Below are 14,862 nucleotides of genomic sequence, written 5' to 3' on the forward strand. Positions count from 1 at the left end.
GTGACCACGGGATCGCAGATTGCCCACCGCAATCCCACACATCACAGCAGGAATATCGACGTCCGGCGATGAGGGGCGCCGCTTGACGGCAATCCTGACCGCAACGCATGCGCACTGCGACGACGGCCGGCACACTTCGGGGCCTCGACGCTACGTACCGTCACCACCGTTTCGGTCGGCCATGTAAAGGCCAGTTTCACGGAAACTCAGCACCTCAGACAAATCTACTGACCATTCAGAAATGCGATTCCCATCCTCGTCCACGGAGGAATGGGGTTCAACGGAAAGCCACGGCCTGTCCGGATCGAAGGTCGTACTCAACTCCCGAAGAAAGATGATGGCATTCTGCACGAGAACGGCTTCGCCTCTCCTATAGAGCGGCCAGCAGTTGACGAAATTCCCTTCTCGCGGATCGACCATAGATGCAACGAGACATGCCACCGCATCCTCGGAATCCTCCAAGAAATCTAGTGCCCGCTTCCAACTCGCAACATACTCATCAACACTCCAATAACCCAAGGCCATCGGGAAGGTCTCCAGGAAGCCTCCGACCCTGATCAGACCAGTTGCCTCATCAGATGGAGCTAATACGGGCGACGAGGGCCTTCCGACAACCTGGATGGCGAAATCGTCATTCTTTGAGGTAGTTGAGGTCTGCATCATATGTTCCGATCCGTTGGCCTCTACGGTTGAACATCTTCCAGCCATCCGAGACGTTGTGCCCGTCGACATCCGGCGTGATGTAGTTCTTCCCGTCCGAAAAGACAACCTGCCCATGGGAGTTGAAAGGTGCACGCTGCGCGGGAATTCTAGATTTGTATCCCAACGCTGCCGCCCTGTCTTGTATTGACGGGCCGTACAGGTCCCAACTGTCCCTGCTGCGCTTCGCTACTTCATCCGGATGGTAGGGATCGCCCCGCAATCCTGGAGATGAACTATATCCCTCGGGAAGGTCTCCGCAGTTGTGTACGAGGACTGGTGTGTTGCCGGCGAGCACATAGTACGTGTGGATGTCGTTGACGGTGAGGTCGTACATCGTTCGTTCGCCGGCGTAGTTGTTCCGGTCGGAGACCGTGACCCGATCGCCGGAGGTCGACAGCAGTTCGGTCTCCGGCTCCAGCTCTCCAGCGGGAATCCACTGCCGACGACCTGCATCCCAGAACGGGTGGTGTGTCGTCGTCTCGAGGACGATGTCGTCGCCGTTCACCGACACCGTCACATCGGCGAGTTCCCGGTCGAGGTTGACGTGGGTCTCGGTTACCTCTTCCGACCGCGTCGTGCCGGTTTCCGGGTCTGTGGCTACTACCTCGTCACCGACGTCGATCTCTTCGATTCTCTTGAATGATCCATCGGTGAGGAGGACCAGCGTTCCTGCCTTGAAGCTGTGACGCACGCAGCTGGTGGCGGCCGACTCGGCGGCGTCGAGGGCCTTGCGGCTTGCGAAGAAGTCGCCGATGGCTCCCTTCAGCCGGCCGACGAGGTCCCATCCCGTCTTCACCAGCTTGAGCAGCTTGTCCCACCTGGCCGCGTAGCGCATCGCCAGCTTGCCCACCGCGCCGCCGAGAGCGGTTGCGGCGATGTTGAGGAGGGTGTTGACGCAGCCGCCGACGTCGCCCTTGGTGAAGCAGTCGATCGCGTCCGTGATGCCCAGCTCGTCCATGAGGAGCTTGCCGAGTTGCTTGGCTACCGCGATCAGCTTCTGTTTGGCGGCTTGCGCTTTGCTCTTGGCCGCCTTGACCTCTGCGGGCTCGCTGTCGCTTCCGCTGCTGCCGCCGTTGTCCCCGGAGGTCATGCAGTCGCCGACGCAGCCGTCGTTGTCGCCTTCCACGTCGACGTAGTCGCCGTTGAGGTCTTCGTAGTCGGCGCCGGGGCCGCAGCGGTCGTCGGCGCAGGCTTTCAGGCCGCCGGGGTCGCTGTACGTGATCGGGCTGTTGTTCGAGTAGGCGTACCCGTTCATCTGCTGGGGGTCGCTCAGGTCGATGAGCGGGTCCACCGAGATGAATTTGCCGGTGAGCGGGTCGTATTCGCGGGCGCCCAGATGCGTCAGCCCGGTGGTGGTGTCCTTGGTGCCGCCGACGTAACCCTTCTCGCCCGCCCATTGGGCAGCCGTGGGCTGCGTGCCGCGGTCGGCTCCGAACGGGGTGGAGCGGCGGATCGCGATGGCGTCCGTCTGGGCGTCCACCGCGGCTTCGCCCGTACCGTTGCGGTCGGCGATCTGCCATTGGAGGCCCGCCGCCGTCTTGACCGCGACCACTCCGCCGGGCAGCGCGTGGTAGCGGGTGTCGGAGACCACGCTGGTGGTGGTGTCCAGCCGCAGTTCCAGGCCGGGCAGATAGACGGTCGTGGCCTTGGGTTCCTTGCGGACCAGCCGGTCGCCGCTCGGCGAGTAGACGAACGTGGTCTTGGCGCCGTCCGCGTTGGTCACCGAGGCGAGCTTGCCCTCGGCGTCCCAGTCGAGGATCTGGTCCTCACCGGCGACGCTGCGCTTGTTCGTGTTGCCGGACTCGTCGTAGCCGAACTGGTAGAGCTTCTGGGCGCCGTTCTCGGCCTGCTCCGTGATGGCGGTGACGCCGTGAGGGCGTTGCCGGCCACCGTCCGGGTAGGCGTACGTGCGTTCCGAGCCGTCCGTTCCGGGCACGGCGTGGATTGTCTCGGTGAGACGGTTCCCGGTCGCATCGTACGTGTACGAGTGGTGGTACGGCGCCACCCCGCCGACCGCGCTGTCCCGGCACGGGGTGTCGCCGCCGTTGCCCGTGGAGTACGCGTCCGTCATCCGGTTCAGGTGGTCGTACGTGAAGCACTGGGTGTCGTTCTCGCCGGTCGCCGGGGTGTTCCGGGCCCAGAGGACGTTGCCGGCGTGGTCGTAATTGAAGCTCTGGTTGATGTCGTTCGCGGGCCTGTCCGGCTGGGGGTTGCTGGGTGACGTCATGGCTTCCCGCGACAGCGACCGGGTCGCCAGACGGTTGGTGCCTCGTTCGTACGTCATGGACACGTACGTGCTGCGCTTGCCCGCATTGAGCTCGGCGCGGGTGACCTCGCCCGTGTCGGTGTACTTCACGTCCGTCACCAGCGGGCTCAGGGTGCCGGTGACGGTCTTGACCCGCTGGAACTCGTCGTAGCCGAACACCACGGCCTCGCCGGCGCCGGCCTTCGTCGTCGGCAGGGTGTAGCCCTGCTGGGTCCCGTCCAGGTTGTAGCTGGAGAAGAACTGGTAGGTGCCCTTCAGCGCCTCGCCAGCGTCGTCGGGAATGACGTAACGGGTTTCGAGGGGGCGGTAGAAGTCGTCCAGCGACATGACCGCCGCGGCGTACTGCTTGCCGTTGACGAATCGGGCGGACTTGAAGAGCTGACCTCTGGCCTTCTCGTCCCAGTCCTGGTCGGTCAGCTGCACCCGGCCCTGTGCGGTGACCTCGAACGTGCCGGTGACCCGTCCGAGGAGGTCGTAGTCGGTCTCCACGACGCGGTGACGGGCGTCCTCGGTGCGGATCAGCCGGCCGGCCTCGTCGTAGCCGAAGAGCGTCGTCCCGCTGTCCGGGTCCTCCGCACTCGTCTTGTTGCCGACCTGGTCGTACGTGTACTTCCAGACGTTGCGGTCCGGATCGGTCACGGTCGCCAGCTGCCCGGCGGCGGTGTAGGTGTACCGGGTGGTGTCATGGGCGCCCACAGCATGCCCGGCGGGCCCCGGCGTGCTGTCCTTGTAGTACCAGCGTTCCGTCTCGTTGCCGCGCGCGTCGGAGAGGACGGTGGTCGCGACGCCGCCCTGGGGCGGCTGCACGTGGGTACGGTCGCCGCCGTAGTAGGTGCGGGAGCGCCATTTCTCCTGGCCGGCGACGAAGGTGATCGTGTCGGTGACCCGGTCCGCGGCATCGTAGAGATAGCCGGTCTGCAGTTCGGTGTCGACGTTCAGGGTCGGCAGGAGTTCGTAGGTCGGCACGCCCTGGGCCGCGTACTCCTCGCTCACCCGGTCGACCTGCCCGGTCGAGGTGTACCAGGTGTCAGCGACGAGCCGCCCGTGCGGACCGGGCCCCTGAATCTGACGGGGGCGCAGGAAGCCGTCGAAGATCTGCCATTGCGTGGTCCACACGCCGGCCGAGTTGCCGGCCTTCTCCGTCTTGATCGCGATCGGCTTACCGGGCTCCGTCCGGTACGTGTATTTGACGCTGGGGTCGCCGTTCGGGGAACGGTTCGGCAACCAGACCTTTTCCAGGCGACCGATCGGGTCGTACGCGAAACTGGTGTTCTTCCCGTTCCAGTCGGACTGACGTGCCGGCAGGCCCCAAGCCGGGTTGTACTCGGTCACGGCGGAGAACTCGGCCGGGGTCTGGGCCCCTACTGCGATCTTCGGGCTGTACTCGGTCTTCTTCGTGGTCAGCCCGTTGGTCTCGACGTACGCGATCCGCGATTCGGCATTCTTGGCGTCGCGGGTCCAGGTCGGCCGGCCGTACGTGTCGTAGCCGCCCTCGTTGACCTTCTCGTAGGTCGCCTTCGTGCCGTCGTGCTTGTTCAGCCGCTCGGTTCTGGTGACCAGGCCGGTGGTCGGCGCGGCACCGAGCGCCTTGTCGTCGTAGTAGGAAAGGGTGTCGCCGATAACCTGCTTCGCGCGGTTGGGCGTGGCGGAGCAATTGACGGCGACCGTCTCCACCCGGGCGACCAGGGTCCGGATATTGCGGTCGGGGTTGTCGGCATAGGTGGTCCGGGAACACCGGTCGTCGTCGGCGACGCTGACGTCACCCTGGTCCTCGACCTGCGTCACCCGTCCGACCGGATACGACGCGCTGCCGTCGTACGTCGTGACGGTCTTCGTCTCCCGCCAGCCACCCGATTCCAGGGCGGTGAAACCACGTTTCGACCCGGGCCGCACGATTGAGGCCTGCCGGGTGCCGAAGGAGCGCTTCTGGGAAGCGGTCTGCTTACGCCACGGTGAGTTGACCGACTTGCTGATGACCTTCTCGTCGGCGTCGAGCACCTGGGTCTCGAACTCGAAGCCGAGGAGTTCCTTGGAGTCGGTGTGCACGGTGCCCACCGAGTCCGTCAGCGTGACAGAGCGAGTGCCGCCGTCCGGGTTCTTGTCCCCGTCCATTCCCCGTAGATAGAAGTGGCGGGTCCGGGTGCGCACGGCGTTGTCGTCGCCCTTGCTGACCAGAACCTTCGCATATCCGCGCCAGTCGCCCCACGTGTCGTACTTGCTCTCCCCCAGTCCGTCGGGTTCCGCGTGCCGCCACGCGGCGTCACCCTCGTACCGGTAGAAGGTCACCATGTCCGGCGGCAGCTTCGTGCCGGGTTCCACGTCGGTCATGTCGGTCTCGCGGACCGCGGCGACGACGTATTTGTGGAACCAGTCGGTGACGACGTCCTCCACGCCCGGACCGTGCCATTTCACCGGGAAGCACCGCCGGGTGCTCCTGCCCTCGGCCGGCAGGTTGTCCTTGGTGCAGTCGGGTTCCGCGTACTGGATGTCGATCTGAGAACCCGAATCGGTGTAGACCGTGCCGAGCCGGGGACGGACCATCTCGCCCAGCATGTCGCCGTCGCGGCGGATGCGGTTCGGCAACTGCTTCACGTCGAGCCGTACGGCCGGAGCGGATGCCGACTTGTCCCCGTACACACCGTCCTGGGTGATGGTGTGCAACCAGAGCAGGCGGCTGCCATCGCCGTTGTCGGGGAATATGTGGTCCAGGGTGTACTTGTCGACGTCGGTATAGGTACTGGCGCCCGTACGGATGTAAGTGGTCACCGACTTGAGGCGCTTACGAGTGAAGAACGTCGGCGACACCTGGTCCGACTTGCACTTCGTGCCGGTCGCGCAGATCCGGTCGAAGGGCACGTCCGGCCACGCGCTCTGGGTGTCCTTGGTGAGGTTGTTCGACTGACACGCCGCCACCGTCTGGATGCACCGCTCGGCGACCTCGAACTCGACCTTGGCCGCGGCGGGAGTCGTGTAGAGGCTGGTGGAGCGAAGGCCGTACTCGATGCGCTTGAGGTAGCCGCCACGATCGTAGGCGGCGCCGTTGACGTCGACCTTGCGGGTCCGGGCGTAGGCGTTCTTCTCGGGCTCGTAGAAATACGCCATCGCATTGCCGTTGCGGTCGACGGCATAGTCGAGATTCCAGCGCCAAGCCTGCTGGCAGTACGCATTCTCGAAGGTCGCGTTGTAGCAGGGTTCCTTGGGCGCGGCCTCGTTCGCGTTGTCCGGGTCGGACTTGTCGTCGGCATTCGCCGCGTCGTCGCCGAAGACGGGCGCGGTCCAGACGGACTTCGTCTCCGCCTTGCCGTCACTCCAGCCGCTGAGCCGGTTCAGCCCGAAGAAGTACTGCGAGCCGTCGGTCGTGGTGAGTTTCCAGTGCTCGCCCTTGCCCGCATCCGCACCCTCGTCACCGTTCGTGGCACCGGACAGCTTCTCGATCTTCGATCCGTCGTCGTTCGCCAGCCGCCAGGTGTTGCCGGTCCGCACCAGCTCGCTGGAGCTGCCGTTGAGGGACAGAACCGCGTTGTCGTACGCCCAGCACAGGTCGCCGACCGTCTTGTGCCCGTCGTCCGAGCACTGCTTGTACCGGCGCTCGACATAGCCGGGCTCATAGCCGAAGCCCTCACCGATCCACGAGCCCTGATTGTTCGTCGTGGCGGTGCGCCCGTCGATGGCCTGAGAGCTGTAGCCGAAACTCACCCCCGGACCGAACCCACCGGGGACCGGGGGTACGCGCAGCGGGTAGGACCAGGAGAAACCGCCGGACGACGGTGCCACGCTCCACTGCGACGAGGGCGCGAGACTGGTGGCGCTGTAGTTGCCCTGTGAGGACCCCTCGGTCGCGGTGACGGCGACCAGGGAACCGGCGGCAGCCGCGGGAACGTCGGCCGTGAGCTTCCGGGTGCTCCGGTCGTTGACCGTGGTCAACGGCCGAGGCGCGCACGCCTGGACTTCCGGAGTGGTGAGCGCGCACTCCGGCAGGCTGACCAGGATCAGGCGGGCGCCGAAGTCACCGCCACCCGCGTGCGCGTACGAGGCGTAGTCGACGGTGAGCTTGACCGTGCCCGCGCCGGCCGGGGTCACGCGCATGACCGGGCCGTCGACCTTGGCCCGTACGGACGTCTGCCGATCGTACGTGCGCAGCTGCGCCGTCACCGGCGTCGTCCGCTGGGAGGCACCAACCGCACCTACCGTGATGGCGCGTGTGCCCGCGGCGGGCCACGCCACCGCGGCAGGTGCCTTACGCGCCATCGCGAGGGCGTGGTCCGGCAGGTCCTTGACTCCGGCCGGCGCGGGCCGCGCCGGCGCCACGTGGCCGGCGGACGGTTCCGGCAAGGGAACCGGCGTCGCCACCGCCGCCGGCGGGTCGACCTGGAGGAACGTCGAGGCGACGACGACCGCGGTGAGGAAGCCGATCGCACCGCGAAGGCGGGCGCGCGAACCGGATGACATCGCCACTCCTGGGGCAGCAACGGACGGGGAATCGTAGGGCCGGAGGGTCACAGCTGCGGCTGTTCCTGGCGTTGCGCCATGAGCGCGACGGTCGCCGGGTCGGCGATGCCGGAGTACACCCGTACGTCGTCGATCGTGCCGGCGAAGTATTCGCCGTAAGCCCCGCCGACCAGCGCACGCCCGATCTGCAGGGCTCCGCCCGCGTTCACCACCGTCGCGGGCTGAGCCGGTTCGACCTGCGCGAGCCGGCCGTCGACGTAGAACCACAGCTCCTTGGTGAAGGCGTTGTAGACGAGCGCGAGATGCTGGCCGTCCTGGGAATCGTCCGGATATCGGGATGTCTCCACCACGGTGGTGGTCTCACCGCTCGCCGGCGCGGGGACGTCGACGTGCGGCACGACCAGTTCCCATTGGTCCTGGGCGGAGCAGCGGATCCGGAAGCCGCTCGTTTTGGAGGCGGCCTGAGAGATCACCGACATGTCGGTACCGCAGCCGGATGTCGCCAGCCGGACCCGCGCGGACACGGTGAAGCTGCCGCTCATCGGCACGACCGGCGCATTCGTACGGGCCCGGTCGTCCACGCCGTCGAGGACCAGTTCCCCCGCACCGACGAGCGCGGCATCGGCGAACGGATCCGCCTCGAGGTCCGGCGCGTTGATCCGGGCGCCGCCCTCCAGGATCAGGTCGCGGGCGGTGTTGCCGTCGAACTCGGCGCTACGGTTGCTCGGCGCCGCGGTGAGCGGCCAGTAGCCGAGACGGACCGGCCTCAACTTCGCCAGCATCGCGGCCTCGCGGGGTGGCATGACGCGGTCGTACACGGACACGTCGGAAAGGTCGCCGATCCACGGGTCGCGGTAGCCGCCCTTGTCGATCAGGCGCCCGATCTGCACGGCACCCCGCGACTTCCACGGCGTCCGATTCTGGACGGGTTTCTGCCCGACGCCGTTGACGATCAGCTGCAGGCTGTGCGTCTCCTCGTCGAAGACGCCGACCAGGTGTGTCCACTCCCCCAGCCGCGCCTCCGTGTCGCTGCGCGAGGTCCACAGGCCGAGCGTGTTGACGTCGTTGACGGGAACCTCGAAGAGCCAGCGTTTGGTGCTCGAGTCGTAGCCGAGCATGAAGCCGTACTCCCCGGTCCCGTCCTGACTGACCGCCGTCCGATCCTGGCCGGCCTCGGTGAGGCGGACCCACGCGGCGACCGCGAACGAGTTGCTGGTATCCACCAGGGCAGTGGTTCGCGAGGTCAGATAGGCCTCGGGCGCGCCGGCGAAGCGAGCGGCCCGATCCCGGGTGCACTCGCCCAGCGCCGCCGCGCAGCCCGGACCGGGCACGCCCAAGGTCACTCCCGGGCGGATGTCCAGCGGATGATTGCCACCGGTGTCGGCGGCCTGCGTGGCACCCGCGGGCTCGCTGAGGAGCCATTCCCCCGCGCCCTTGCGAGTCGCGACAGTGAAGCGACAGTTGCTCTCGGTGTTGTTCCCGGCGGCATCGTAAGCCACCACGTTGACCACGTGTTCGCCCGCGACGTCGGGCATGAGCCGGACCGTGACGGGGCCGCCCGGGTTGACCGAGCCGTCAGCCTTACGCGGAATTAGTTCATGCACCGGATCCTCGTCGAGGCCGTAGCGGTACCTGGTCGTGTCGGTGCCGGAACTGTCGAAGGTGAAGGTCGAATAGAGCCCGGCGTACTCCCGGATCTTGTCGTCCTCGGCGCATGCTCCCGTCGTCTCGCCCTTCTCGAGCGGCAGGAACTCGGCGGAGTCGACATCCGCCGCAGGTGGCGCCTTCGTGTCCAGCACGTATTCGCACGCCGGTGAACTCCAGTCGCTGTACCACTCGTCCTGGTCCTGGGCGCGCACCTGCCAGCTGATCACGGTGTTCTGCGGCAATCCGGTCGGCGTGGTCTGGAGCCTCGTCTTGCCGTCCCCCGCCTTGGCCGCGGTCCGGACCGTCTTGGTCGAGGTGCTGCCCGACGCGGTGCGCCAGGTGAAGCGCACCTCCGCCAGGACCTCCTGCTTGTGCTCCGAGGAGTGGTCCGGATCGGATACGTACATGTAGAACGTCGGCGCCTCCGGCACCACGGGCCGAGTACTGCCGCCGCGGCACTTGCCGCCGGGCGACGAGGTCAACTTCGCGGTGGAGGGCACATTGGGCGCCTGGTTGTACTTGGTCTCGAGCTGGCCGTTGCCGCAGAAGCGCTTCCAAGCGGTCTCGTCGCCCTCGTCACCGGCGCGGAGCCCGAAGGTCAAGCTCTTGCCCGTGTACGCGGCGGGAAACGCCTTCTTGACGTCGAAGCGGACGTTCTGCTGGCCGTCGGCGCAGGTGTCACGGGTGCCCGTGGGCGAGACGGTGTCCAGGACGCCCGCGGATCCCGGCTTGTTGCTTCAGGTGGTCGACTTGCTGATGCCGGCGTCGGCCTTGAAGATCTCCAGCGCCCGCGGGGAATTGCTCCAGGCGTGCGTCATGGTGACGGCGAAGTTCGCCTCGATGACATTCTTGCCCAGGTACGGCGTCGGCACGGTGTAGAACAGCTGCTTGACGCCGGTGCCGTTGCACGTACCCGAGGAGACCGGGCACTTGCCGACCCCCTCGGTGTCCTTCTTGTTGAACGACCAGTACGACTCGTTCGGATAGCCCTTCGCCACCATGGCGTACGCGGAACGCTTGGAGGTCTTGTAGATCGGGTCCACGTACACCGGCCAACGGGTGCTCGGGCTGGTCAGCATCGTCTGATCCGGCACGAGGGTGATGCTTCCGGCAGACAGTCTCACGTCGAGCGGGGCCTTGGCCGACGCGTCCGTCGGCGCACGCTCCGGATCAGCGGAATCCGCACCCGCCCGGTGGGCCCGGGCCTGCCGGCTCGTCGTGACCGGCTGGCCGCCGGAGTCCCACATCAGCGGCTGGGCCGCCTCGAAGACGACGCCACCAGCGCCGTCGACCGCATCGATGCCGCCCTCCGCGGTCTCCCGGAGCTCGAGGTCGGTCGCCGTCAGACCGAACGAGATCTCCCGCAACCGCGGGTTGTCGGCCGCCACGGCGTCCTTGATGACCAGCACATGGGAGAACGAGTCGGGGCTGACGTTGACGATCAGGTCCACACCGGGAAGCACATTCTCGTACTTGGCCTGGGAGCCGTCGTACGTAGGCGCCGGGAGATCCCCTGTCCAGTCCAGGCTGAAGCTCCGCCCGGCCCGTTCGGCGGTGAGCAGCGGACCGGGGCCGCCGCCGGAGAGCCGCAGTCCGAAGGTCGCCGCCCGTGGTCCCAAGGAGCCGTCGGGCGCCTCGGCCAGCCTGGGGTCGACGGGCGTCCACTTCCCGTCGCGGACCACGCGTACCGGCTGGATGTGTTCGACGGCCAGCATCGTGCCGTCCGGTTCCGCGTAGACCGTCCGGCTCTCGTCTCGCAGGCCGCCCACCTCGACCCGCTGCCCGGTGCGGGTGGCGAGCTCGGCCGCGTCGTCCTCCTGCTGCCGCATCGGCCGGGTGTCGGCGGCCGGTTCCATGGCCGGCGCCGGCGCGGCGGAGAAATCCTGCCGGGTGGACGGCACCCAGCCCAGACCCGCCACGAGGAGGGCCGCGAGTCCGGCCGACGACGCGAGTCGCGCCCTGCCGCTGCCTGAGACCACCGGTCCGCCCTTCTGTGTCTTCGCCTGCCTGCCCTTAACGGATCGCGGGTACATCAGCCGATCGCCGCCCCGAAGGAGACCCCGGCGGGGAACCCCGCGGTGCCCGCCGAGATCGTTCGGGCCGGACCGGCCTGCTGCTCCGCCAGGCCGGCCCACGGGATCGCGAAGACGGTGCCCCCGTCCCGGTACGGGCTGCTCACGTAAAGGTTGGTGCGCGAGACACCCAGATAGGCGCCGAGCAGTTCCTGGGTTCCGGGTGACTTGGGCAACGAGCCGTCACGCCGGGCAACCGTGAGATTCGTGGGCACGACCGGCGTGGTGGCGCCGGCGATGACGCTCACCGTTCCGGCGTCCGCCGTACCGTCGAGGTCTTCGCCCGGCGCCCCGACGGCCAGCTGGACCGTCTGCGCGGTGGAGACGTCGCCCGGTCGCGTGTTGACCAGGCGTACGACGTCGCCGAAGTAGTCCCCGTCCTCCGGTTCGTCAGCCACCCCCGGAGTGGCCTGGGTCAGCGAGTCGATCCGCGTGTAGCCGGTCGACGTCACGAGGAATCGATGAACCACTCCGGCGTCCTGCTGACCGCCGACATCGGTCCCCGGTGCGCCGACCGCCAGGACGGAGGTGACCGTGCCGGCCGCGGCGCCCGGCGCCCGGTAGGGTGCCAGCGCCACCGACTTCCCCAGATGGTCGCTCTCCTGCGGATCCACGCCGATCTGGCTCGCGTTCTCGCCCACCACGCCGACCGTCTTGAGCAGACCGTCGACGATGTCGTGGGTGTAGAGCACGGTCACGCCCGCCCAGGTCACCTCGCCGATCGCCTCGCCGGGAGAACCGACCGCCAGATGGTACGGCGAGGCGGCCAGCAAGGATCCGAGCCGGTCGTCGGTCTCCAGTACGCCCTTCGCGCCGTGGCCGGCATAGAGGTTCACGACGGCGGAGCCACGCTGGTAATGGACCAGGCCCGCGTTGAACGCGGCGTCGAAGTCCTCGCCGGGAACTCCGACCGCCAGGAAGCCCTCGCCCGACGCGGTGTTACCGGCGGCGAGGGCATAGCCGAACCAGTCGTTCGCGGCCGCCGAGTTGCCCCAGCCTGCGCTGTTCTGATCGATCCAGAGTCCGGCCGGGCCTTTGGACAGGCCTGCCGGCGCGCCGTACAGGACGGTGACGCCACCGGCCCCGGACTTGTCGCCGACGGACTCGAACGGCGCGGAGACCGCCAGGTCGGTGCACCCATCCCGGTTCACGTCGTAGGTGGCCAGCGCGAAGCCGAACTGGTCCTCGGCCTCGGGTCCGCCCGGTACGCCGGAAACGCCCTGGGACAGGACCTGGATCGTGCCGGAGCCTCCGTACGAGACGGTGACGGTGCCCGCCTTCTGCTGGGCGCCTACCGCGGCGTCGGGGTCACCGATCACCACGTCGCTGAGGCCGTCTCCGTTGAAGTCGGAGTCGGCGCCGCCCGTACAGCCTGCAACGGCAGCGGCATCGGGCGCCAGTGCGCTGCCCTGTGCCGACGCACCCCTGGCTCCGGACGCGCCGGATCCTCCGGGAATCACCGCTCCGGCCGCCGTCCGCATCAGGTCGTCCGCGCCGGCGGCCCACCCGGCCGCGGCGCCGAGCACCACGACGAGTCCGGTGGCAGCCCACAGGCGGAACCGCGGTCTGATCCGGTCAGAACGACTTGCCGCCACTCGGCCTCCCCCGTCGAGCCACATGCCACGCCGGAACGTACCGGTGACACATCGAGAGGCCAGCCACACTCTGCGTAGGCCCATGGGGATGCGGCGGGCCGCGGCGCCGTCCACGAGCGACATTCGCGGGAAAGGTGATCTTGCTGGCCAGGCGGCGATAGACGCCCATGCATGAGCCGCAATGCGTGATCACGCAAAGCGACAGGCGCTCAGGTTCTTCTCAGCAAGATCATCCGTACGGTTGATATGCATCGATCCGAAAGGATGACAGACCGCCATGGCGGCCCGGCATCAGCCGAGCAGACGGACGCTGCTCAATGTCTGGGGGCGATCCGACACCGCGCGCAGCACCGCCGGCGCCTCCTTCGGCGCCTTCCAGGTCTTTGCCGGCGGGACCAGCGTGTACGTGGCCGACGTGCTCGGCGCCAGCACGCTCGGGCCGCGCTGGATGATCCAGAACTCGGCGATGGTCACGTCCGTGGTGACCGCGAAGTGCGGGGTCAGCTCGCCCGTCGATCGGTTTCTGACCTCCACGGTCAGTGTGCGGACGGTCTGGCCCGGCGAAACCGGCGCCGACACGTACATGTCGAGCGGTTGGCGGGTTGCCACGGCGACGCCGACGCACGCGACAGTCGGCAGGAACAGCGCGACGGTCGCCAGGATCCCGAGCGGTCGGAGGCTTCCGGCCGGGAGGGCCGCGCGGATTCTCTCCGGGAGGCGGAAGCGGAACGCTCCGGCGAAGTCGGACCGCGGGGTCGTGCACACGGCGACGATCCACAGCGGCATGGTCAGCACCCAATAGCCGTCCTGGGACCGGGTGGACACCATGAACACGAGCCAGGGCAGGACCACCGCGGCGGGCCCGATCGTCCGCAGATGCACGGCGAAGGCGATCAGCAGCGCCGCCAGCAGCAGCATCGACGCGCGGCCGTAGTAGTCGAGAGCCCCGCTGCCGCCGATCACGTAGTGGGTGAGACCGGAGAGGCCCTGACCGTGCGGAACCGCGTGCTGGAGCAGCGGCTCGAAGATGCCCGTCAGCCACGCCTCGGGCGCCGCTATCAGGAACGGGGCGCTGACGAGGAAGAACGCGGCCAGGGCGGTCGCGCCGTACCGGAAGAGCACGGCCGTGGTCGTCCGGAGCGGAAGCTCGCCGAGGCGCAGTACCGCCAGCCCGACGACGAGGAACAGGGCGAGGAACCAGCCGAGCTGGTGGGTGGAACAGGCCAGGCCCAGGGCGACGGCCTGGACCGTACCGTTGCGGCCGAGCCGGCCGCCGCGGCCGATGGCGGTCCAGCGCCAGGCGGCCAGGCAGAGGAACGGCAGGGCGATCAGAGACGGGTACGCGTTGTTCGCATAGATCGTCAGCGTTCCCAGGCCCAGCAGCCCCAGGGTGGACAGCGGCCGCAGCGGTACGGGCGCCGCCCAGAAGATCATGATGGCGGTGGCGAACAGGGCCAGCCAGGCGAGCACCACGATGCCCGGCACGGACGGGATCAGGCGCTGGACGACGGCGCCCAGCATGGCACCGAACGGCGGGTAGCCGAAGTCGAAGACCGTGCGCCCGTCCATCAGCTGCGTGGGCAGATTCGGGTCGATGCCCTCCCACGTGGCCAGGTACGGATTGTGGCCGGCGGCCAGCGCCCGGGTGGCGCCGTCCATCAGCATGCCCTCGTCGACGATGAGAGCCCGGTCACCGACCAGGTTGGGCCACGCGCCGACCACCTTGATCGCGATCGCGACGGCCAGGACGGCGCCGTCCAGCTTGGCGAGCGATCGGCCGCTGGAGAGGCACAGCGCCAGCACGGCGGCGCCCAGCATCAGCAGATAGCAGCAGGTCAGCGCGAACGCCAGGCCCGGGTGGGCGAGCGCGTGACCGTTCCAGAACGTACGCATGCCGACGACCAGACCCATGACGGCGGCGAGCGAGATGCCCCGGTGCAGCCAGGACACCGTGACGCTCCGGGCGTCCTCCGGGGCCGCGGTCGCGGCGTCCTGCGGTGCGGTGCGGCGGGGCGCGGGGGTCGCCGAGTCCGATACGGACTGTCCAATCAGGTTGTCGAGCACCGGTGGAGACTACTGGGATGCATCGACGGACGTCTGCCCGCCTGTGGACAACGCCGAACGGCCGGTT

General features: G+C 68.0%; 6 protein-coding genes. All 6 read right to left on the reverse strand.

Annotated features, from left to right (window positions below; translation table 11 throughout):
* Window positions 1-150 precede the first annotated feature (150 nt).
* Complete coding sequence (locus CLV70_RS17995; RefSeq protein WP_211303803.1) at window positions 151-663, reverse strand: hypothetical protein; 513 nt, start codon at window positions 661-663, stop codon at window positions 151-153.
* Window positions 632-7,417 (reverse strand): polymorphic toxin-type HINT domain-containing protein, encoded by a 6,786-nt coding sequence (locus CLV70_RS18000; RefSeq protein ID WP_106127690.1) that lies wholly within the window; start codon window positions 7,415-7,417, stop codon window positions 632-634. The genes CLV70_RS17995 and CLV70_RS18000 overlap by 32 nt, the downstream gene beginning before the upstream one ends.
* Before the next feature lie 47 nt (window positions 7,418-7,464).
* A complete protein-coding gene (locus CLV70_RS18005; RefSeq protein ID WP_106127691.1) occupies window positions 7,465-9,666 on the reverse strand; it encodes a LamG domain-containing protein in 2,202 nt (733 codons plus the stop codon).
* A 135-nt stretch (window positions 9,667-9,801) separates the two neighbouring features.
* Window positions 9,802-11,043 (reverse strand): AsmA family protein, encoded by a 1,242-nt coding sequence (locus tag CLV70_RS18010; protein WP_146164089.1) that lies wholly within the window; start codon window positions 11,041-11,043, stop codon window positions 9,802-9,804.
* A gap of 53 nt (window positions 11,044-11,096) precedes the next feature.
* On the reverse strand, window positions 11,097-12,458 hold the full coding sequence (locus tag CLV70_RS18015) for an integrin alpha (protein ID WP_158277774.1): 1,362 nt from the start codon (window positions 12,456-12,458) through the stop codon (window positions 11,097-11,099).
* 564 nt (window positions 12,459-13,022) lie between these two features.
* A complete protein-coding gene (locus tag CLV70_RS18020) occupies window positions 13,023-14,795 on the reverse strand; it encodes a hypothetical protein (protein WP_106127694.1) in 1,773 nt (590 codons plus the stop codon).
* Window positions 14,796-14,862: the final 67 nt, after the last annotated feature.

Source organism: Pseudosporangium ferrugineum, from assembly GCF_003002065.1.
Classification (GTDB): Bacteria; Actinomycetota; Actinomycetes; order Mycobacteriales; family Micromonosporaceae; genus Actinoplanes; species Actinoplanes ferrugineus_A.